Origin of the sequence: Variovorax sp. 54 (assembly GCF_002754375.1) — a bacterium.
Classification (GTDB): Bacteria; Pseudomonadota; Gammaproteobacteria; order Burkholderiales; family Burkholderiaceae_C; genus Variovorax.
In genome coordinates this window covers 2,178,018-2,195,670 of sequence record NZ_PEFF01000001.1, presented here as the reverse complement: position 1 = coordinate 2,195,670, position 17,653 = coordinate 2,178,018, and the positions used below count along the sequence as shown (strand labels likewise).

The following is a 17,653-nucleotide window of genomic DNA, read 5'->3' as shown; positions in this document are numbered from 1 at the left end:
TGGTTTCATGACACAGACACTGCAGGCTTTCGCTCCCGACACCGCACCGCTGGAGGTGCTGCCGCGCGACCTCTCGGCCTACCGGCAGGGCAACACCGGCATCGACTACGTGCACCGCTTCGCGTCGGGCAAGCCCGGCCCGCACGTGCTCATCAACGCGCTCACGCACGGCAACGAGATCTGCGGCATGGTCGCGGCCACGCACCTGCTCGACCGCGGCGTGCGCCCGAAGATCGGCACGCTCACCGTGAGCTTCGCGAACGTCGAGGCCTACGAGGCCTTCGACATCGCGCAGCCCTACGAGAACCGCCAGCTGGTGCACAACCTGAACCGCATCTGGTCGCCCGCGCTGCTCGACGGCACCGAGCACAGCCCCGAGCTGCGCCGCGCGCGCGAGCTGCGGCCGGTGCTCGACGCGGCCGACTACGTGCTGGACATCCATTCCACGCGCGCGCCCGTGCAGCCCTTCTGGGTCTACCCGGAGTTCGAACGCAACGCAGGGTTGGCGCAGGCCGTCGGCGGCCCGCCGGTGCACCTCGTGATGCCTGTCGGCGCCGCGCCCGGCACGGGCGTCACGGCCTACGGCCGGCACGGCGAGCCGGGCATCGACGGCGGTGCGGTGGTGGTCGAGTGCGGCCAGCATTTCGCGCAGTCGGCGGCCGACCTGGCCACCGACGTGTCGCTGCGCTTCCTGGCGCATCTCGGCCTCATCGACCCGGTGCCGCGCGTGGCGGTGGCCGCGCGCCGCTTCCGGCTGCTCGAGGTCCACATGGTCACGTCGGACGACTTCGCTTTCGTGCGGCCCGTGCTCGGCTTCGAGACCTTCGACCAGGGTGAGCTGATCGCGGTGCAGGCCGGGCGCGAGATCCGCTCGCCCTGCGACGGCTGCACGATCTTCATGCCGACCCGCGCGCCGGTGATCGGCCGCGAGGGTGTGTACCTGACCGTGCCGGTCTGAGCCCGGGCCTCAGGGCGCCTTCGCGTCGCCCGGCTCGTCTTCGCCGAGCCGGTCCCAGTCCTGGCCCGAGCGCAGCTTGCGTTCTTCGCGCTCGCGCGCCATCTGTTCCTCGAACTGCTGGCGGCCCGCCTTGTTGGCGGCGATCAGCTTGGCGCGGTCCTTGTAGTGCGGGTAGATCTCGTCGCTGAGCTTGAGGTTTCGCTGGCGGAAACGCATCGACGCCTCGCGCGCCTCGGCCGCCGGCCAGCCCAGCGCCTCCAGCGTCGAACGGCCGCTGCGCAGCGACGACTCGAACACCTCGCGCTCGATGTCCTGCACGCCGCGGTCGCGCAGCTGGAACAGGTGCGTCACGTTGCGCGCACGCGCCACGATGCGCGCCTGCGGGAAGTTCTCGCGCACCAGGTCGACGATGTCCAGCGACTGCTCGATGTCGTCCACCGCCACCACGATGGCGCGCGCCGTGCCCGCGCCCGCCGTGCGCAGCAGGTCGAGCCGCGTGGCGTCGCCGTAGAACACCCGGAAGCCGAACTGGCGCAGGCCTTCGACGGTGTCGGCGTCGTGGTCGAGCACCGTCACCTGCAGGCCCTGCGACATCAGCAGGCGCCCGACGATCTGGCCGTAGCGGCCGAAGCCGCAGATCAGCACCTTGGCGTCCTGCTGTTCCGAGATTTCGTCCATCTGCGGCCCGCCCGTGCGGCTGTAGCGCGGCAGCACGAACTTGTCGAGCAGCACCAGCAGCAGCGGCGACAGCAGCATCGACAGCGCGACCGCGCCGATCAGCAGCGAGGTGGTCTGCGGCGGCAACACGTCGGGCCCGGCGGCCTGGAACACCACGAAGGCGAACTCGCCGCCCTGCGCCAGCAGCAGCGTGAACACCGGCCGCTCCTGATAGGCCAGGCCCATGGCCTTGGCCAGCGCGTAGATCACGACCAGCTTGATTGCGAGGAAGCTCAGCACCAGCGCCGCCATGACCCAGGGGTTGGCCACCAGCACGCCGAAGTTGATCGACATGCCCACCGCGATGAAGAACAGCCCCAGCAGCAGGCCCTTGAAGGGCTCGATGTCGGTCTCGAGCTCGCGCCGGTACTCGCTCTCGGCCAGCAGCACGCCGGCGAGGAAGGCGCCCAGCGCCATCGACAGGCCGACGAACTGCATGAGCGCCGCGATGGCCACCACCAGCAGCAGCGCGGCGGCGGTGAAGATCTCGGGCGTGTCGCTGCGCGCGATCCAGCGCAGGATCGGGCGCAGCAGCAGCCGGCCGCCGAGGATGATGCCGGCGATCACGCCGACGATCTTCAGCGCCTCGAGCGCGCGGTCCAGCCCGCTGATGGACTGCTCGGCCGCCGTGGCGCCGGCCAGCAACGGCAGCAGCGCAAGGATCGGGATCGCGGCCACGTCCTGGAATAGCAGGATCGAGAAGCCGGCCTGGCCGCTGGGCGTCTTCAGCAGGTTGCGTTCGCCGAACACCTGCAGCGCGATGGCGGTGGACGACAGTGCCAGCCCGAGCGCCGCCACCAGCGCCACGCGCCACGGTGCGCCCACGGCCCAGCCGATGGCGAACAGCACCGCCGCGCAGCTGAGCACCTGCGCCGAACCCCAGCCGAAGATCGGGCGGCGCAGGCTCCACAGGCGCTTGGGCTCGAGCTCGAGGCCCACCAGGAACAGCATCAGCACCACGCCGAACTCGGCGAAATGCAGCACGTCTTCCACGCTGGACACGAGGCCCAGGCCCCAGGGTCCGATGGCGATGCCGGCCACGAGGTAGCCGATGATCGAGCCGAGCCCGAGGAACTTCGACAGCGGCACCACCAGCACGGCGGCGCCTAGGTAGATCAGGCTGCTGGTCAGCCAGGCGGGTGCGTGTTCCATGCTCAGGCCGCCTTGTTGGTGCTGGTGCTGCCGTTGGCGACGGCCAGGCCGTGCGTCATCGCGCTGTGGAAGACGCCGGCCACCACCTTGCTCACATCGTCCGATTCGGCGGGGCGGTCGGTCTCGGGCACCGGGCAGGCGATGCAGGCGTCGAGCTCGTCCATCTCGGGCCAGACCGGGTAGCTCTCCAGGCGCTGCACGAACACCTCGACGTGCGCGGCCACCTCGGCCTCGCTGACGCGGCGCGCGCCGTGCAGCAGCAGCGGCGGCAGAAAGCGCATGCCGCACAGCGCGGCGGTCTGCTCATAAGGCGGCAGGAAGGCGTCGAAGAAATAGCGGTTGTAGCTTTGCGGGTGGTAGCTGGGCTCCGGGCCGCCGGTGGTGGCGACCAGCCAGCAGTCCTTGCCCTGCAGGGCCGTGCCGCCGGGGCCGTAGGCCCAGCCGTAGCCGAGCACGTCGTCGAGCCAGAGCTTTTGCAGCGGCGGCATCGAGTACCACTGGATCGGGTGCAGCAGCACCACGAGGTCCGCGCGGGCCAGCCGCTCGCGTTCGACCTCCACGTCGATGGCGAAATCGGGGTAGCTGCCGTAGAGGTCGTTCACCTCGGCGCCGGGCACGCGCTGCGCGGCGGCGAACAACCGGCGGTTCACGCGCGAGTCGCGCCAGTGGGGGTGGGCCGCCAGCACATAGATGCTGCCGGGGTTCTCCATGGATGTTGTTGTCGTCATGTCGCGAACATAACGCAGACGGCCCGCCGTCGCCGACGCGAAGCCCGGGGCGACTACCATCCCCCCCTGTCCCAGTTCTGGAGGAGATCCTCATGCCGGTGGTTCTGGTCGCCAATCCCAAGGGTGGCGTGGGCAAGTCGACGATTGCAACGAACATCGCGGGCTATTTCGCGAGCCGCGGCCATGCCGTGATGCTCGGCGACGTGGACCGCCAGCAGTCTTCCCGGATGTGGCTCGGCCTGCGCCCGCCGCAGGCCCGCCCCATCGCCACCTGGGAAGCCACCGGCGAGAGCACCGTGGTGCGCCCGCCGCGCGGCACCACCCATGCGGTGCTCGACACGCCGGCCGGCCTGCACGGCTGGCGCTTCAAAGAGGTGCTGGCGCTGGCCGACCGCGTGATCGTGCCGCTGCAGCCGAGCATCTTCGACATCTACGCCACGCGCGATTTCCTCGACCGCCTGATGGAAAGCCGCCGCGCCGAAAAGACCCGCATCGGCCTCGTCGGCATGCGCGTGAACGCGCGCACGCTGGCGGCCGACCGGCTGCACGAGTTCATTGCCGGGCTCGGCGTGCCCGTGCTGGGCGAGCTGCGTGACACGCAGAACTACGTGCAACTGGCAGCGCGCGGGCTCACGCTGTTCGACATCGCGCCGGGCCGTGTGCAGCGCGACCTGGAGCAATGGCAGCCGATCTGCGAATGGCTCGACGCCTGACCTTTGGATTTCCCCGATTCGTGGTTGTCGCAAGTCCGACAGCCAGCCTTGTGCCCTTGGCACCAGAATGCCCCGCATGACCAAAAAGACATTCCAGACCCTTCAGGATCTCGCCGCCTGCGTCGGCCAGGAAGTCGCCGTGAGCGACTGGATTTCCGTGACGCAGCAGCAGGTGAACCAGTTCGCCGAGGCGACCGGCGACCACCAGTGGATCCACGTCGATGTGGAGCGGGCCAAGTCCGGCCCCTTCGGCGCGCCGATTGCGCACGGGTTTCTCACCTTGTCGCTGCTGCCGAAGTTCTTCGAGACAGCCATCGACGTGGTCGAGTCGCGCATGGGCGTGAACTACGGCCTGAACCGCGTGCGCTTCATGTCGCCGGTGCCGGTGGGCCAGCGCCTGCGCGCCCGCATGAAGCTGCTGAGCGCCGAGCCGATTCCCAATGACGGTCTGCAGATGACCTGGGAAACCACCATCGAACTCGAAGGCGCCGCCAAGCCGGCGTGCGTCGCTGAGTCGGTGGTGCGCCGTTTTCCCTGAGCGGACTCTTTCTTCTTCTTCTCTTTACATCCGGCGGTCGGTGACCTCGCCATAGGTGGCGGCGCCCTGTCGGGTGATGCCGACGGCGCTCGCGCGCACTGCTGCGCGGTCGACATTGCCCGCGGTCGGGCGGGCCACGCCGGTGCCGCCATTGCTGATCAGCAGAGGCTGCAGGGCTTGCGCCTGGACCTGGGCGCGCGTCAGCGACGACTGGAAGGGCGCGGGCGGCAGCGGGTTCTGCTCGCCCTGGAAGGCATGGGCGCCGCCGGTGAAGGCGAGGGCGGCGATCGTGATGAGGCGCAGGGTGGCGGTGTGCATGGCGGGACTCCTTGGCAGTCAGCGTTGAGGGGACGGATGCCGGTGCGAATCACCGGCATGTCTTCCCATACGCCGCCCGGCGCCGATCGGATGTGCCCCTGCCGCGTGAGGGGCTGAATGGCCGTCAGGCGAAACCGTTTTGCCGCCACGCTTCGAACACCGTGACCGCCACCGCGTTCGACAAATTCAGGCTGCGCTGGCCCGCACGCATCGGCAGCCGCAGGCGCTGCGGTTCTGCAAAGCCGTCGCGAATCGGCGGCGGCAGGCCGGCGGTTTCCGAGCCGAACACCAGCCAGTCGCCGGGCTGGAAGCGCACGTCGTGCACGGCGCGGGTGCCGCGCGTGGTCAGCGCGAACATGCGGTCGGCCGGCGGTTGCTGCGTGGCCAGCAGCGCGGCCCAGTCGGCGTGGCGCTTGACTTCGGCGTACTCGTGGTAGTCGAGCCCGGCGCGGCGCAGCAGGCGGTCGTCCATCGAAAAGCCGAGCGGCTCCACCAGGTGCAGCGTGCAGCCGGTGTTGGCCGCGAGCCGGATCACGTTGCCGGTGTTCGGCGGAATTTCGGGGTGGACCAGGACGATATGGAACATGCGCCGATTGTCGCGGGCGCCGCCGGTGGCTTCAGCGCGGCGGATCGGTCCGTGCCAGCACCACACCGGTGATGTGCGCCGCGCCCGCGAGGCGCACGGTGGCGGCCGCGGCGAACAGCGAGGCGCCGCTGGTCATTACGTCGTCCACCAGCACCACGCGCCGTCCCTGCAGGCCGTCGGCGCGCAGCGGCTCCACGGCGAAGGCTCCGCGCAGGTTGCGCAGCCGGTCGGCGCGCGGCAGGCCGCTCTGCGCGGGCGTGTCGCGCGTGCGCAGCAGCAGCGTGGCGTCGGTCTTGGTGGGGGCCAGCCGGCGCGCGAGCTCGTGCGCCTGGTTGAAGCCGCGCTCGCCGAGGCGTCCGGGCGCCAGCGGCATCGGCAGCACGAGGTCGCATTGCTCCAGCGCCGGCTCCACCCACGGCGCGCTGCGCAGCAGTGTGGCCAGCGGACCGGCCCAGCCCGCCTCGCCGCGAAACTTGAACTGGGCGATGCAATCGGGCCACGGCCAGGCATAGGTGCAGGCCGCGAGGCAGGCGTCGAGCGGCGGCGGGTGCTTGATGCATTCGCCGCAGCGGGCCACGCCTTTGGGCATCGGCAGGGCGCAGCCGCCGCAGCGCGCGGTCGGCGGTGCAAAGCGGGCCACGCAGGCGTCGCACACGCGCTGCGCGGGCCAGGCGCGGCAGACCTCGCACTGGCTGGGCAGCCGCGCAAGCAATGAGGTGAAAGGCCTCAGGGCCCGGCGGTTGTGCATGCCTCAATATACTCACGGCCCCATGGCCACCGACCCCGCAAGAAGACCGCCGACCATCGATCCCACGGCGGCCGACCGCTGGCGCCGGCTCGCGCCCGCCGAGGGCTCGCCCTGGCTGCACGAGGAAATCGGCCGCCGGATGGAAGACCGGCTGCAATGGATCAAGGCCCAGCCCCGCACCTGGGCCGACTGGTCGCCGCTGCGCGGCGGCCTCGAAGCCCACGCGCTGCTGGCCCGCCGCTACCGCGACGCCGAAGCCTTCGTCATCGAACCCGAACCCGCATTGGCCGAACGGACCGGCGAGGCCCTGACCGCGCCCTGGTGGAGCGCGCGCCGCTGGCAGGGCGGCAAGGCCCGCTTCGACGCCACGCCCGAAGACGGCGTCGACCTGCTCTGGGCCAACATGTCGCTGCACATGGCGGCCGACCCCGAGGCGCTCATCGCGCAGTGGCACCGGCTGGTCGCGACCAACGGCTTCCTGATGTTTTCCTGCCTGGGCCCGGACACAGTGCGCGAGCTGCGGGCGTTGCATGCCCGGCTCGGCTGGCCCGCCGCCGGCCATGAATACACCGACATGCACGACTGGGGCGACATGCTCGTGCACGCCGGTTTCGCCGAGCCCGTGATGGACATGGAGCGCATCGTGCTCACCTGGGCCACCCCCGAGGCCGCCCTGGCCGAGCTGCGCACCCTGGGGCGCAATCTGCATCCGGCGCGCTTCCCCGCACTGCGCGGCAAGGCCTGGCACCGGTCGCTCAAGCAGGCCCTGCCCGAGCTGGCGCCGGCCGCGGAAGGCGAGGGTCGCATCGCGCTGACCTTCGAGGTCATCTACGGCCACGCCTTCAAGCCGACGCCGCGCGTCGCGCTGTCGGCCGAGAGCGCGGTGTCGTTGCGCGAGATGCGATCGATGCTCCAGCGCGGCCGCCCTGGCGCCTGAGCGACCCGGCAGCCCTCATTCGGTGCGCGGGGCCCGCGCTCTACCCGCTACAATCCGCCGTTGCGTGAAACTCGCGGGTATTGTCCCGTGATCGAGGGGTGTCGGATCCTGTTTGTACGAGGGGTTTGGCCACCATCGACGCACCGATTTGCTGAACTCGCCCGTGTCGAATTCCGTGTTTCGTTTTGCCACCGTCTCAGGCCAGAACATCCACTGGTTCCTGAAACGAAATTGCTCGGTGACGCCGAGCCAGCTGGCCTGGCTCTACGCCTCGCTGTGCGTGGTATCTCTGGGAACGGGCATGGTGTTCTGGCTGCACGGTGCGCCGTTGGTATTGCCATTCGCCTGGCTCGAACTGGCCGCGGTGGGCTTTGCGTTCATGATGTACGCGCGGCATGCCACCGATGGCGAACGGATCGCGCTGCAAGGCGGACGCCTCGTCGTGGAGCTCGAGAACGGTGGGCACTACGAGCGCACAGAATTTCTTCCGCACCAGGTGCGGATCGAACCGCAGACCGGTGATCGTTCACTGATCGAGGTCTCGGGGCAGGGTCGATCGGTCAGGGTGGGGCGCTATGTACGCCCGGAGTTGCGAGCCGCATTGGCGCGCGAGATTCGCATGGCGTTGCGTGGCGCCTGAGGGGGCTCGCGCGGTGCTGCACGGTTGGGTTTTCGAAAAATTGAAGAAACGTGAACACGATGAAGAGCATTTGGCGCAATAAGTACAGGCCGGCGAATCTGTTGCTGGCGGCCGGCGCGGCGTTCAGCAACGCGGCGCACGCAGTCAACGATCTGCCCGGCGGCCCTTCGGTGCGCCAGCTGAATCTTCCGGTCGGCGTGACCAAGATCGCGCAGGAGCAGCATCTGCTCCACACGATCATGATGATCATCTGCACGGTCATCTTCATCGCCGTGTTCGCGGTGATGTTCTATTCGATCTGGAAGCACCGCAAGTCGGTGGGCCACAAGGCCGCCAACTTCCATGAATCGGTGGTGGTCGAGGTCATCTGGACCATCGTGCCCTTCCTCATCGTGATCGTGATGGCGCTGCCCGCCACCAAGGTGCTCGTGGCCCAGAAGGACACCACGAACGCCGACCTCACGATCAAGACCACGGGCTACCAGTGGAAGTGGGGCTACGACTACCTGAACGGCGAAGGCGAGGGCCTGGCCTTCATCTCGACGCTCGACAGCTCGCAGCGGGCCATGTCCGACGCCGGTGCCAAGGGCGTCATGCCCGACGACTACCTGTTCAAGGTCGACAACCCGATGGTCGTGCCGGTGCAGAAGAAGGTCCGCATCATCACCACCGCGAACGACGTGATCCACGCCTTCGCCGTGCCGCAGCTGGGCCTCAAGCAGGACGCCATTCCCGGCTTCGTGCGTGACACCTGGTTTCGTGCCGAGACCGTGGGCGACTACTACGGCCAGTGCCAAGAACTGTGCGGCAAGGAACACGCCTACATGCCGATCCACGTGAAGGTGGTCTCGGCCGCCGACTACACGACCTGGGTCGCCACCAAGCGCAAGGAAGCCGCCGCCAAGCTCGACGACCCGACCAAGGTCTGGACGCTGCCCGACATGCTGGCACGCGGCGAGAAGGTCTACGCCTCCAACTGCGCGGCCTGCCACCAGGCCAACGGCAAGGGCGCAGGCCCGATCAAGCCGCTCGACGGCGCCGCCAAGGTGACCGATTCCGACCACAAGGTGCAGCTGATGGTGCTGCTCAACGGCCAGAACAACGGTGCCATGCCTGCCTGGAAGCAGCTGAGCGACACCGACCTCGCGGCCGTGGCCACGTACACCAAGAACAGCTGGTCGAACAAGACGGGCCAGCTGGTGCAACCGGCTGAAGTGCTGGCCCTGCGCGGCAAGTGATCCGACGGCGCCCCGCGAAGAAGAAATTGCAAGGAACAACGACATGAGCGCAGTCCTCGACCCCCACGGTCACGCCCCCGGCGGCCACGCACACGACGAGCATCACGACCACCACGCGCCCACCGGCTGGCGCCGTTGGGTGTTCGCGACCAACCACAAGGACATCGGCACGCTCTACCTGCTGTTCAGCTTCACGATGCTGATGATAGGCGGCGTGCTTGCATTGCTGATCCGCGCCGAGCTGTTCCAGCCCGGCCTGCAGCTGGTGAACCCCGAGCTGTTCAACCAGTTCACCACCATGCACGGCCTGATCATGGTGTTCGGCGCGATCATGCCGGCCTTCGTGGGCTTCGCGAACTGGATGATCCCGCTGCAGATCGGCGCATCCGACATGGCGTTCGCGCGCATGAACAACTTCAGCTTCTGGCTGCTGATCCCGGCGGCCATCATGCTGGCGGGTTCGTTCTTCATGCCCGGCGGCGCACCCGCAGCCGGCTGGACGCTGTACGCACCGCTCACGCTGCAGATGGGCCCCTCGATGGACGCCGGCATTTTCGCGATGCACATCATGGGCGCCTCGTCGATCATGGGTTCGATCAACATCATCGTCACCATCCTGAACATGCGCGCCCCCGGCATGACGCTGATGAAGATGCCGATGTTCTGCTGGACCTGGCTCATCACCGCCTACCTGCTGATCGCCGTGATGCCCGTGCTCGCAGGCGCCATCACGATGACGCTGACCGACCGCCACTTCGGCACCAGCTTCTTCAACCCCGCCGGCGGCGGCGACCCGGTGATGTATCAGCACATCTTCTGGTTCTTCGGCCACCCCGAGGTCTACATCATGATCTTGCCGGCCTTCGGCATCATCAGCCAGGTGGTGCCGGCCTTCGCCCGCAAGCGCCTGTTCGGCTATGCCTCGATGGTGTACGCCACCTCGTCCATCGCCATCCTGTCGTTCATCGTGTGGGCCCACCACATGTTCACGACCGGCATGCCGCTCACCGGCCAGCTGTTCTTCATGTACGCGACCATGCTGATCGCGGTGCCCACGGCCGTGAAAATTTTCAACTGGATTGCGACGATGTGGCAGGGCTCGATGACCTTCGAGACGCCCATGCTGTTCGCGGTCGGCTTCATCTTCGTGTTCACGATGGGTGGCTTCACCGGCCTGATCCTCGCGGTCGCACCGATCGACACGCAGCTGCAGGACACGTATTACGTGGTGGCCCACTTCCACTACGTGCTGGTGGCCGGCTCGCTGTTCGCCATGTTCTCGGGCTTCTACTACTGGGCGCCCAAGTGGACCGGCGTGATGTACAACGAAACGCGCGGCAAGGTCCACTTCTGGTGGTCGCTGATCTCGTTCAACGTCACTTTCTTCCCGATGCACTTCCTGGGTCTGGCCGGCATGCCGCGTCGCTATGCCGACTACCCGATGCAGTTTGCCGACTTCAACGCCATCGCCTCGGTGGGTGCGTTCTTCTTCGGCTTCGCCCAGGTCTACTTCTTCCTGTTCATCGTGCTGCCTTCGATGCGCGGCAAGGGTGAGCCAGCGGCGCAAAAGCCCTGGGAAGCGGCTGAAGGCCTCGAGTGGGAAGTGCCGTCGCCGGCCCCGTTCCACACCTTCGAGAACCCGCCCAAGCTCGACGTGACCGCTACCAAGGTGATCGGCTGATCACCCGCGCACGCCAGACAAGCACAACGACTGCACGACGATGACGACGCCCGAACAAAGAAAGAACAACCGACGCATGGGGCTCACGCTGGCCTCCATCGCGGTGATCTTCTTCATCGGTTTCATCGCCCGCATGGTCTGGTTCAGCGGTCGCTGACCGCGCCACCGCATATCGCACCCCGAACGGAAGCAACAGCATGAGCCTCGGCCAACGCATCCGCCGCGCCAACGTCCGCATGGTCGGCAAGCTGGCCGTGGTGACCTGCGGCATGTTCGCCTTCGGCTATGCGCTGGTGCCGATGTACCGCGCCATCTGCGAGATGACCGGCATCAACATCCTCGCGCTCTCCGAGCTCCAGGTGCCGGGCGGCGCCAGCGGCGCCAAGAACGTGCGCATCCCGGACAACACGCAGGTCGACATGACCCGCACGATCAAGGTCGAGTTCGACTCCAACGTGCGCGGCGGCCTCTGGGACTTCAAGCCGGCCGAACGCTTCATCGAAGTGCACCCGGGCCAGCTGAACACGGTGATGTACGAGTTCCAGAACACGCAGAACCGCCGCATGGCCGCGCAGGCCATCCCGAGCTACGCGCCGCAGCAGGCCGCAGCGCATTTCAACAAGCTCGAGTGCTTCTGCTTCAACCAGTACACGCTCGATGCAGGCGAGAAGAAGCAGTGGCCGGTCGCCTTCGTGATCGATCCGAAGATCTCGAAGGACGTCAAGACCATCACGCTGTCGTACACCTTCTTCGAGGTGGGCGGCAAGACGCCTCCGGCCCCGGTGGCCGCCGTTTCGCATGTCGTCGCCGATGAGCCGCGCTCGTGACCTCACCGTTGCCGCCGGATGCACCGCGCCCCAAGCCCACGCTGTGGGACACGATGAAGGCGGTGGGCTGGTCGTTCTTCGGGGTGCGCCGCAACAGCGCCTACAAGGAAGACCTGGGCAAGCTCAATCCGCTGCACGTCATCGTGGTGGCGTTTGCCGCAGTGATCGTCTTCGTGGTCGGGCTGGTGCTGCTGGTGCGGCATGTGGTCGCGACCGCCTGAGCGCTGCCTGCTGAGCCGAAGATAAAAAACCACGATCTCCAGAATCATTGAATCGAGAGAAGAAAGAAAGCCAGGAGCTGATATGAGTTCAACCACCCACGGCACCACGCCCTACTACTTCGTGCCCGGACCCTCGGCCTACCCGGTCGTGTCCGCGATCGGCTTGTTCTTCGTGATCCTCGGCGCGGGGCAATGGATCAACAGCCACCAGTGGGGCGCCTGGTCGCTGCTGCTGGGCATGGTGATCTGGCTCGGCACGCTCTTCGTGTGGTTCCGTGCCGCCATCGGCGAGAGCGAGAGCGGCCAGTACGGCCACAAGATCGACCTCTCGTACCGCTGGAGCATGAGCTGGTTCATCTTCTCGGAAGTGATGTTCTTCGGCGCCTTCTTCACGGCGCTGTGGTGGGCCCGCACCCACGCGCTGCCGACGCTCGGCAGCCTGGACAACGCGATCCTCTGGCCCGACTTCAAGGCCGTGTGGCCCAGCGTTGCCGCGGGTGTCACCGGTTCGCCGGCCGGCATCATCGAGCCGTTCCAGACCGTCGGCCCGTTCTGGCTGCCGACCATCAACACCGCGCTGCTGCTGAGCTCGGGCGTGACGCTGACCATCGCCCACCACGCACTGCGTGCCGACCACCGTGCACAGTGCATCCGCTTCATGTGGCTCACCGTGCTGCTGGGCGTGATCTTCCTGGGCGTGCAGGGCTACGAGTACTTCCACCTGTACACCGAACTGAACCTGAAGCTCACGTCGGGCACCTACGGTTCGACCTTCTTCATGCTGACCGGCTTCCACGGCCTGCACGTGTTCATCGGCATGCTGATGCTGCTGTTCATCACGCTGCGCCTGCAGAAGGGTCATTTCACCGCCGAGCGTCATTTCGGCTTCGAAGGCGCCGCCTGGTACTGGCACTTCGTGGACGTGGTCTGGCTCGGTCTCTACGTGCTGGTCTATTGGCTTTGAGCGACAAACCTCTCGGCATTCCAGAAAAAAGGCGCCGTAAGGCGCCTTTTTCATGGTTCTCGTGGAACGAGCACCATCTGTTACTTTCCGAGCGGGAGCCCGGTGGGCTGGATGTAGCCGAGTTTCCAGGCCAGCAGCATGCACAGGAACAAAAAGACCGACAGGCCGATCCGAAAGGTGAGGGCGCGGGCCATGCCGCCGCGCTTGTTTTGCCCGTCGCGACCGTCCTTCAGCATGAAGTAGAGCGCGAAGCCGAGGCTCGCGAAGATGCCCAGAAAGATCAGGGCGACGAAGTATTTCATGACCCGCATTATCGGCCGCACGCCCCGTCCGCTCCAGTGACCCCCGAGCCCCCCGAATCCCTTTCCTCCTCCGCCACGCCGCGCCGCCGCACGGGCCGGGGCCGTTTCCTGATCGTCACGCTGGCGGCCGTGCTGGCGCTGGCAGCCACCGTGTCGCTGGGCCGCTGGCAGCTCTCGCGCGCCGCGCAGAAAGAAGCGCTGCAGGCCCGCATCGATGCGCAGAAGCAAAAGCCCCCGCTGTCGCAGGCGGAGTTCCTGGCACTGAGCGAAGCGGTCGGCGAGCTGCACCGGCCGGTGCAGCTGCGCGGCCTGTGGCTCACGGCGCAGACGGTCTACCTGGACAACCGCCAGATGCACGGCACGCCGGGTTTCTATGTGCTGACGCCGTTCGCGCTCGAAGGCAGCGAGCAGACCGTGATGGTCCAGCGTGGCTGGGTGCAGCGCAATTTCGTCGACCGCACGCAGCTCGGCGTGGTCGAGACGCCGCCCGGCATCGTCGAACTCACGGCGCTGATCGAGCCGCCGCCGAGCCATCTGTTCGAGCTCGGCGGCAAGGCTGCACCGGCACCCGCCGCATCGGCCGCCGCGCCGGCCCCGGCGGCGTCAGGCCCCACCGCTCCGGCACCGGGCATTCAGGGGTCTTCCCCCATCCGGCAAAATCTCGACCTGGAGGCATTCCGTGCCGAGACCCAGCTGCCGCTGCGTACCGACGTGTCGCTGCAGCAGAGCGGGCCGGCGTCCGAGGGCCTGCAGCGCGACTGGCCGGCCCCGGCGTTGGGCCTCGAGAGGCACTACGGTTACGCATTCCAGTGGTTCGGCCTGTCGGCCCTCGTTGTCATCCTCTATGTCTGGTTCCAATTCATCTCCCCCTTCCGGCGCGCGCGGCGCCGCGCACGCGATGGCCGCGGCCTCTGACGAGCCGCTGGGCCTGACCGTGCACTCGATGCCGTCGCCGGGCCAGGCGCTCGACGCCGCCGAGAACCGTCGCACGGTCCACGGGCGCTGGAAGATGATCGCCGTGCTGCTGATGTGTGCGGCACCCGTCATCGCCTCGTACTTCACCTACTACGTGATCCGGCCCGAGGGCCGCAGCGTGTACGGCGAGCTGATCGATCCACAGCACGAGATGCCCCGCCTGACGGCGACCGACCGCAACGGCGCGCCGGTCGAGCTGGCCACGCTCAAGGGCCAGTGGCTGCTGGTGGCGGTGGCCGATGCGGCCTGCGACGCGCTGTGCGAGCAGCAGCTGTACCTGCAGCGCCAGCTGCGCGAGAGCCTGGGCCGCGAAAAAGACCGCCTGGACCGCGTCTGGCTCGTGAGCGACGCGGCACCCGTGCCCGAGCGCCTGACCAACGGCCTGCACGGCGCGACCGTGCTGCGCGTGCCGGCCGACCAACTCGCCCGCTGGCTCGCGCCCGTGAAGGGCCACACACTGTCCGAGCACCTCTACGTGGTCGATCCGATGGGCAACTGGATGATGCGTTTCCCGGCCCGCATGGACGCCGCCGGTGCGAGCCGCGCCAAGCGCGACATCGACCGCCTGCTGCGCGCCTCGTCCTCGTGGGACGAAGCGGGCCGCTGAGCCCCGCACGAACAACCGTCTCATGGACACGAGCTCCCTCTACGACCTCACGCCGATCGCCTGGATGATGGCCGCCGGCGTGCTGCTCGCGCTCGGCCCGCTGCTCTGGGTGTGGCGCCGCAACGCCGGTTCCGGCCCCGCGCGGCGGCTGCACGCGCTGACCGTGCTCACGCTGTTCCTCACCTTCGACCTCACGCTGTTCGGCGCCTTCACGCGGCTCACCGATTCGGGCCTGGGCTGCCCCGACTGGCCCGGCTGCTACGGCAACGCCAGCCCGGCCGGCGCGCGCCACGAGATCGCCATGGCGCAGGCGGCCCAGCCGACCGGCCCGGTGACGCACAGCAAGGCCTGGATCGAGATGGTCCACCGTTACCTCGCGACTGGCGTCGGGGTGCTGATCCTCACGCTCGCGGGCGCGACCTGGATCGTGCGCCGCCGCCAGCGCCGCCAGCCTGCGCCGCCGGTCGACAGCGCGCACCACCACGTCGTGCTCAGCCCCTGGTGGCCCGCGGCCACGCTGGTCTGGGTCTGCCTGCAGGGCGCCTTCGGCGCCATGACCGTCACCTGGAAGCTGTTCCCCGCCATCGTCACGATGCACCTGATGGGGGCGATCGTGCTGCTCGCGCTGCTGTGCATCCAGGCCGTGCGCTACCGCCAGGTGGCGGCGCAGCGCCTGCCCACGGCCGTGTCGCCGGCCCTGCGCAACGGGCTGATCGCCACGGCGGTGCTGCTGGTGCTGCAGATCGCGCTCGGCGGCTGGGTCAGCACCAACTACGCGGTGCTGGCCTGCACCCAGTTCCCGACCTGCCAGGACAGCTGGTGGCCGCCGATGAATTTCGTGCAGGGCTTCGAGATCTGGCGCCACCTCGGCGTGACCGGCGACGGCCAGCCGCTCGACTTTTCCGCGCTCACCGCCATCCACTACGCGCACCGCCTCATGGCGTACGCCGTGTTCGTGGCGCTCGGCCTGCTGGCCTGGCGCCTGCGCCGCCTCGAGGCGCTGCGCGCGCAGGCGCACTGGCTGGCCGGCCTGGCGCTGCTGCAGCTGGCCACCGGCCTGGGCAACGTGCTGCTCGGCTGGCCGCTGGCCGCGGCTGTGCTCCACACCGGCGGCGCCGCGGCGCTGGCCGTGGCCCTGACCTGGGCGCTGTGCGAGAGCCGCCGCGAAAGCGTTGCCGCTGGATCGGCTGCACCGATTCCGCGCGCCGTCGACAATGCGCGCGGCACCCCCAACCCGAAGAAAGCCACCGCGTGAGCACCCCGATCCCCGTTCAGCACACCAGCACCGCCAACGTGCTGCGCCAGTTCTACGCGCTCACCAAGCCGCGCGTGGTGCAGCTGATCGTGTTCTGCGCGCTCATCGGCATGGTGCTGGCCGTGCCCGGCCTGCCGTCGTGGGCCGACGTGCAGCGCGGCGTGCTGGCTTGCATCGGCATCTGGCTCGTGGCCGGCGCGGCAGCGGCGTTCAACTGCCTGGTCGAGAAGGGCATCGACGCCAAGATGAAGCGCACCGCCTGGCGCCCCACGGCGCGCGGGCAGCTCAGCGACATGCAGGCGCTGGTGTTCTCGGCGCTGCTGTGCGCGGCCGGTTCGGCGCTGTTGTGGTTCACGGTCAACCCGCTGACCATGTGGCTCACCTTCGCCACCTTTGTCGGCTACGCGGTGATCTACACCGTCATCCTGAAGCCGCTGACGCCGCAGAACATCGTGATCGGCGGCGCCTCGGGTGCCATGCCGCCGGTGCTGGGCTGGTCGGCCATGACGGGCGACGTCGGTCCCGAAGCGCTGATCCTGTTCCTGATCATCTTCCTGTGGACCCCGCCGCACTTCTGGGCGCTGGCGCTGTACCGCGTCGAGGACTACCGCAAGGCCGGCCTGCCGATGCTGCCCGTGACGCACGGCAACGAGTTCACGCGGCTGCAGGTGCTGCTGTACACCTTCATTCTGTTCGCGGCCTGCCTGATGCCGTTCATCTACGGCATGAGCGGCTGGCTCTACCTCGCCGTGGCCATCGGCGTGAGCATCGGCTTCACCGGCTATGCCTTCGCGCTGTGGCGCAACTACTCCGACGCGTTGGCGCGCAAGACCTTCCGGTTTTCGCTCATCCACCTGAGCGTGCTGTTCGCGGCGCTGCTCGTCGACCATTACCTCCGCTGACCGGACCGTCTGCCCATGAACAAGCGCAATGCCCTGAAATCGATCGCCGCCACGGCCGGCTGGGTGGCCGCCTCGGCCACTTTGGGCTTGGGCCTGTCGGCCTGCAGCGAGCAGCAACCCAAGCAGAGCTTCCAGGCGGTCGACATCACGGGCGCCGACTACGCCAAAGACTTTTCGCTCACCGATGCCGACGGCAAGGTGCGCACGCTGGCCGATTTCAAGGGCAAGGCAGTCGTGCTGTTCTTCGGCTACGTGCAGTGCCCCGACGTCTGCCCGACCACCATGACCGAGATGGCGCAGGTCAAGCAGCAACTCGGCGCCGACGGCAGCAAGCTGCAGGTGCTGTTCGTCACCGTCGATCCGGCGCGCGACACGCCGGAGGTGCTCAAGGCCTACATGGGCGCGTTCGATCCGAGCTTCGTGGCCCTCATCCCCACGCCCGAGCAACTCGTCGCCCTCGCGAAAGACTTCAAGGTCTATTACAAGAAGGTCGACGGCAAGACGCCGACCAGCTACGCCATGGACCACTCGGCCGCGAGCTACATCTACGACCCGCAGGGTCGGCTGCGGCTCTACGCGCGCTACGGCGCGGGCGTGCCGGCGATGGTGTCGGACCTGAAGACGCTGCTCGCTTCCTGAGCCGGGT

22 protein-coding genes are annotated in these 17,653 nt (G+C 68.0%); 16 read left to right on the top strand and 6 right to left on the bottom strand.

The window, feature by feature from the left end:
• Positions 1–7 precede the first annotated feature (7 nt).
• Positions 8–958, top strand: a complete 951-nt coding sequence (locus CLU95_RS10085; protein WP_099792722.1) for a succinylglutamate desuccinylase/aspartoacylase domain-containing protein — start codon at positions 8–10, stop codon at positions 956–958.
• 9 nt (positions 959–967) lie between these two features.
• Here CLU95_RS10085 and kefC read toward each other — a convergent pair whose 3' ends face one another.
• Together kefC and kefF are read right to left on the bottom strand one after the other, a co-directional pair.
• Entirely contained in the window at positions 968–2,827 is a 1,860-nt protein-coding gene (gene kefC, locus CLU95_RS10080) for a glutathione-regulated potassium-efflux system protein KefC (protein ID WP_099792720.1), read from the bottom strand.
• Between the two features lie 2 nt (positions 2,828–2,829).
• Positions 2,830–3,555, bottom strand: coding sequence for a glutathione-regulated potassium-efflux system oxidoreductase KefF (kefF, locus tag CLU95_RS10075; RefSeq protein ID WP_099792718.1), 726 nt, complete (start codon positions 3,553–3,555; stop codon positions 2,830–2,832).
• Positions 3,556–3,647: 92 nt separating this feature from the next.
• Between kefF and CLU95_RS10070 the strand changes: the two genes are divergently transcribed.
• Both CLU95_RS10070 and CLU95_RS10065 read left to right on the top strand, forming a co-directional pair.
• A complete protein-coding gene (locus CLU95_RS10070) occupies positions 3,648–4,268 on the top strand; it encodes a ParA family protein (protein WP_099792716.1) in 621 nt (206 codons plus the stop codon).
• A gap of 67 nt (positions 4,269–4,335) precedes the next feature.
• Positions 4,336–4,806 carry a MaoC family dehydratase gene (locus CLU95_RS10065; RefSeq protein ID WP_099792714.1) on the top strand — a complete coding sequence of 157 codons (471 nt, stop codon included), beginning with the start codon at positions 4,336–4,338 and terminating at the stop codon, positions 4,804–4,806.
• A gap of 24 nt (positions 4,807–4,830) precedes the next feature.
• Here the strand turns inward: CLU95_RS10065 and CLU95_RS10060 are convergent, their stop codons facing one another.
• The 3 genes from CLU95_RS10060 to CLU95_RS10050 form a co-directional block, all read right to left on the bottom strand.
• Complete coding sequence (locus CLU95_RS10060) at positions 4,831–5,124, bottom strand: DUF4148 domain-containing protein (RefSeq protein WP_099792711.1); 294 nt, start codon at positions 5,122–5,124, stop codon at positions 4,831–4,833.
• 124 nt (positions 5,125–5,248) lie between these two features.
• Positions 5,249–5,710 carry a tRNA (uridine(34)/cytosine(34)/5-carboxymethylaminomethyluridine(34)-2'-O)-methyltransferase TrmL gene (gene trmL, locus CLU95_RS10055; RefSeq protein WP_099792709.1) on the bottom strand — a complete coding sequence of 154 codons (462 nt, stop codon included), beginning with the start codon at positions 5,708–5,710 and terminating at the stop codon, positions 5,249–5,251.
• 31 nt (positions 5,711–5,741) lie between these two features.
• The gene (locus CLU95_RS10050; RefSeq protein WP_099792707.1) at positions 5,742–6,458 is read right to left on the bottom strand and encodes a ComF family protein; all 717 of its coding nucleotides are present in this window, start codon (positions 6,456–6,458) and stop codon (positions 5,742–5,744) included.
• Between the two features lie 22 nt (positions 6,459–6,480).
• Between CLU95_RS10050 and CLU95_RS10045 the strand changes: the two genes are divergently transcribed.
• From CLU95_RS10045 to CLU95_RS10015, 8 genes are all read left to right on the top strand, one after another.
• Complete coding sequence (locus CLU95_RS10045; RefSeq protein WP_099792705.1) at positions 6,481–7,395, top strand: class I SAM-dependent methyltransferase; 915 nt, start codon at positions 6,481–6,483, stop codon at positions 7,393–7,395.
• A 163-nt stretch (positions 7,396–7,558) separates the two neighbouring features.
• On the top strand, positions 7,559–8,035 hold the full coding sequence (locus CLU95_RS10040) for a DUF2244 domain-containing protein (protein ID WP_099792703.1): 477 nt from the start codon (positions 7,559–7,561) through the stop codon (positions 8,033–8,035).
• A 59-nt stretch (positions 8,036–8,094) separates the two neighbouring features.
• The gene (gene coxB, locus CLU95_RS10035; protein ID WP_099792700.1) at positions 8,095–9,273 is read left to right on the top strand and encodes a cytochrome c oxidase subunit II; all 1,179 of its coding nucleotides are present in this window, start codon (positions 8,095–8,097) and stop codon (positions 9,271–9,273) included.
• A gap of 43 nt (positions 9,274–9,316) precedes the next feature.
• Complete coding sequence (gene ctaD, locus CLU95_RS10030) at positions 9,317–10,954, top strand: cytochrome c oxidase subunit I (protein ID WP_099792698.1); 1,638 nt, start codon at positions 9,317–9,319, stop codon at positions 10,952–10,954.
• 40 nt (positions 10,955–10,994) lie between these two features.
• Positions 10,995–11,111: a cytochrome oxidase small assembly protein gene (locus tag CLU95_RS31010; RefSeq protein WP_216846572.1), complete on the top strand. Its 117-nt coding sequence runs from the start codon at positions 10,995–10,997 to the stop codon at positions 11,109–11,111.
• Positions 11,112–11,151: 40 nt separating this feature from the next.
• Positions 11,152–11,781 carry a cytochrome c oxidase assembly protein gene (locus CLU95_RS10025; RefSeq protein WP_099792696.1) on the top strand — a complete coding sequence of 210 codons (630 nt, stop codon included), beginning with the start codon at positions 11,152–11,154 and terminating at the stop codon, positions 11,779–11,781.
• Between the two features lie 53 nt (positions 11,782–11,834).
• Positions 11,835–12,002, top strand: a complete 168-nt coding sequence (locus CLU95_RS10020; RefSeq protein WP_099797201.1) for a DUF2970 domain-containing protein — start codon at positions 11,835–11,837, stop codon at positions 12,000–12,002.
• Between the two features lie 82 nt (positions 12,003–12,084).
• Positions 12,085–12,966 (top strand): cytochrome c oxidase subunit 3, encoded by an 882-nt coding sequence (locus CLU95_RS10015; protein WP_099792694.1) that lies wholly within the window; start codon positions 12,085–12,087, stop codon positions 12,964–12,966.
• An 80-nt stretch (positions 12,967–13,046) separates the two neighbouring features.
• On the opposite strand, the gene CLU95_RS10010 is transcribed toward CLU95_RS10015, so the two are convergent.
• Positions 13,047–13,277 carry a twin transmembrane helix small protein gene (locus CLU95_RS10010; RefSeq protein WP_099792692.1) on the bottom strand — a complete coding sequence of 77 codons (231 nt, stop codon included), beginning with the start codon at positions 13,275–13,277 and terminating at the stop codon, positions 13,047–13,049.
• A gap of 27 nt (positions 13,278–13,304) precedes the next feature.
• Between CLU95_RS10010 and CLU95_RS10005 the strand changes: the two genes are divergently transcribed.
• Genes CLU95_RS10005 through CLU95_RS09985 form a run of 5 tightly spaced genes read left to right on the top strand, consistent with a single transcriptional unit; the run spans position 13,305 to position 17,646 of the window.
• Positions 13,305–14,183, top strand: a complete 879-nt coding sequence (locus tag CLU95_RS10005) for an SURF1 family protein (protein ID WP_099792690.1) — start codon at positions 13,305–13,307, stop codon at positions 14,181–14,183.
• Complete coding sequence (locus CLU95_RS10000; RefSeq protein ID WP_099792688.1) at positions 14,167–14,850, top strand: hypothetical protein; 684 nt, start codon at positions 14,167–14,169, stop codon at positions 14,848–14,850. The genes CLU95_RS10005 and CLU95_RS10000 overlap by 17 nt, the downstream gene beginning before the upstream one ends.
• Before the next feature lie 22 nt (positions 14,851–14,872).
• On the top strand, positions 14,873–16,105 hold the full coding sequence (locus CLU95_RS09995; protein ID WP_099792686.1) for a COX15/CtaA family protein: 1,233 nt from the start codon (positions 14,873–14,875) through the stop codon (positions 16,103–16,105).
• Positions 16,102–17,007: a heme o synthase gene (gene cyoE / locus CLU95_RS09990; protein ID WP_099792684.1), complete on the top strand. Its 906-nt coding sequence runs from the start codon at positions 16,102–16,104 to the stop codon at positions 17,005–17,007. Before CLU95_RS09995 ends, cyoE begins: the two co-directional genes overlap by 4 nt.
• A 15-nt stretch (positions 17,008–17,022) precedes the next feature.
• Positions 17,023–17,646: an SCO family protein gene (locus tag CLU95_RS09985; protein WP_099792682.1), complete on the top strand. Its 624-nt coding sequence runs from the start codon at positions 17,023–17,025 to the stop codon at positions 17,644–17,646.
• Positions 17,647–17,653: the final 7 nt, after the last annotated feature.

What these genes read in the sequence shown, in the direction of transcription:
- CLU95_RS10085 (WP_099792722.1), top strand. Translation starts at nt 8, where the DNA reads ATGACACAGACACTGCAGGCTTTCGCTCCCGACACCGCACCGCTGGAG.
- kefC (WP_099792720.1), bottom strand. Translation starts at nt 2,827, where the DNA reads ATGGAACACGCACCCGCCTGGCTGACCAGCAGCCTGATCTACCTAGGC.
- kefF (WP_099792718.1), bottom strand. Translation starts at nt 3,555, where the DNA reads ATGACGACAACAACATCCATGGAGAACCCCGGCAGCATCTATGTGCTG.
- CLU95_RS10070 (WP_099792716.1), top strand. Translation starts at nt 3,648, where the DNA reads ATGCCGGTGGTTCTGGTCGCCAATCCCAAGGGTGGCGTGGGCAAGTCG.
- CLU95_RS10065 (WP_099792714.1), top strand. Translation starts at nt 4,336, where the DNA reads ATGCCCCGCATGACCAAAAAGACATTCCAGACCCTTCAGGATCTCGCC.
- CLU95_RS10060 (WP_099792711.1), bottom strand. Translation starts at nt 5,124, where the DNA reads ATGCACACCGCCACCCTGCGCCTCATCACGATCGCCGCCCTCGCCTTC.
- trmL (WP_099792709.1), bottom strand. Translation starts at nt 5,710, where the DNA reads ATGTTCCATATCGTCCTGGTCCACCCCGAAATTCCGCCGAACACCGGC.
- CLU95_RS10050 (WP_099792707.1), bottom strand. Translation starts at nt 6,458, where the DNA reads ATGCACAACCGCCGGGCCCTGAGGCCTTTCACCTCATTGCTTGCGCGG.
- CLU95_RS10045 (WP_099792705.1), top strand. Translation starts at nt 6,481, where the DNA reads ATGGCCACCGACCCCGCAAGAAGACCGCCGACCATCGATCCCACGGCG.
- coxB (WP_099792700.1), top strand. Translation starts at nt 8,095, where the DNA reads ATGAAGAGCATTTGGCGCAATAAGTACAGGCCGGCGAATCTGTTGCTG.
- ctaD (WP_099792698.1), top strand. Translation starts at nt 9,317, where the DNA reads ATGAGCGCAGTCCTCGACCCCCACGGTCACGCCCCCGGCGGCCACGCA.
- CLU95_RS31010 (WP_216846572.1), top strand. Translation starts at nt 10,995, where the DNA reads ATGACGACGCCCGAACAAAGAAAGAACAACCGACGCATGGGGCTCACG.
- CLU95_RS10025 (WP_099792696.1), top strand. Translation starts at nt 11,152, where the DNA reads ATGAGCCTCGGCCAACGCATCCGCCGCGCCAACGTCCGCATGGTCGGC.
- CLU95_RS10020 (WP_099797201.1), top strand. Translation starts at nt 11,835, where the DNA reads ATGAAGGCGGTGGGCTGGTCGTTCTTCGGGGTGCGCCGCAACAGCGCC.
- CLU95_RS10015 (WP_099792694.1), top strand. Translation starts at nt 12,085, where the DNA reads ATGAGTTCAACCACCCACGGCACCACGCCCTACTACTTCGTGCCCGGA.
- CLU95_RS10010 (WP_099792692.1), bottom strand. Translation starts at nt 13,277, where the DNA reads ATGCGGGTCATGAAATACTTCGTCGCCCTGATCTTTCTGGGCATCTTC.
- CLU95_RS10000 (WP_099792688.1), top strand. Translation starts at nt 14,167, where the DNA reads ATGGCCGCGGCCTCTGACGAGCCGCTGGGCCTGACCGTGCACTCGATG.
- CLU95_RS09995 (WP_099792686.1), top strand. Translation starts at nt 14,873, where the DNA reads ATGGACACGAGCTCCCTCTACGACCTCACGCCGATCGCCTGGATGATG.
- CLU95_RS09985 (WP_099792682.1), top strand. Translation starts at nt 17,023, where the DNA reads ATGAACAAGCGCAATGCCCTGAAATCGATCGCCGCCACGGCCGGCTGG.